Below are 462 nucleotides of genomic sequence, written 5' to 3'. Positions count from 1 at the left end.
ATGCTCCGGGTCTTCAAGCCGACCTCACCGATGAGCGTGGGCTCCTGGCTGCTGTCCGGGTACGCGCCGCTGACGATGGTGGCGGCGGCCACCGACGCCGTCCGCCGGTTCCGGCCCGTCGGGGTCGCCGCGACGGCGGGGGCCGCCGTTCTGGCGCCGGCCGTCGCCACCTACACGGCGGTGCTGATCGCGGACACGGCGGTGCCCTCCTGGCACGAGGGGTACCGCGAGCTGCCGTTCGTGTTCGCCGGTTCGGGCGCCTCGGCGGCGGCCGGACTGGCGCTGCTCACCGTCCCGTGGGCCGAGGCGGGCCCGGCGCGGCGCGTGGCCGTGCTGGGCGCGGCGCTGGAACTGGGGTCCTTCCGGCGGCAGAAGCGCCGTATGGGACTGGCCGCCGAGCCCTTCGAGCTGGGCGGCGCGCGCCGCCTGCTGCTCGCGGCGGAGGCGCTGACGGCGGGCGGT

General features: G+C 77.5%; 1 pseudogene. It reads left to right on the top strand.

Annotated features, from left to right (window positions below):
* Nucleotides 1-462 (top strand): annotated as a pseudogene (locus GT030_RS22005) (polysulfide reductase); the annotation flags it as partial.

It is taken from the genome of Streptomyces sp. SID1328 (assembly GCF_009865595.1).
Lineage (GTDB): Bacteria > Actinomycetota > Actinomycetes > Streptomycetales > Streptomycetaceae > Streptomyces > Streptomyces griseoluteus.
This window is presented reverse-complemented; position numbering and strand designations above follow the sequence as displayed.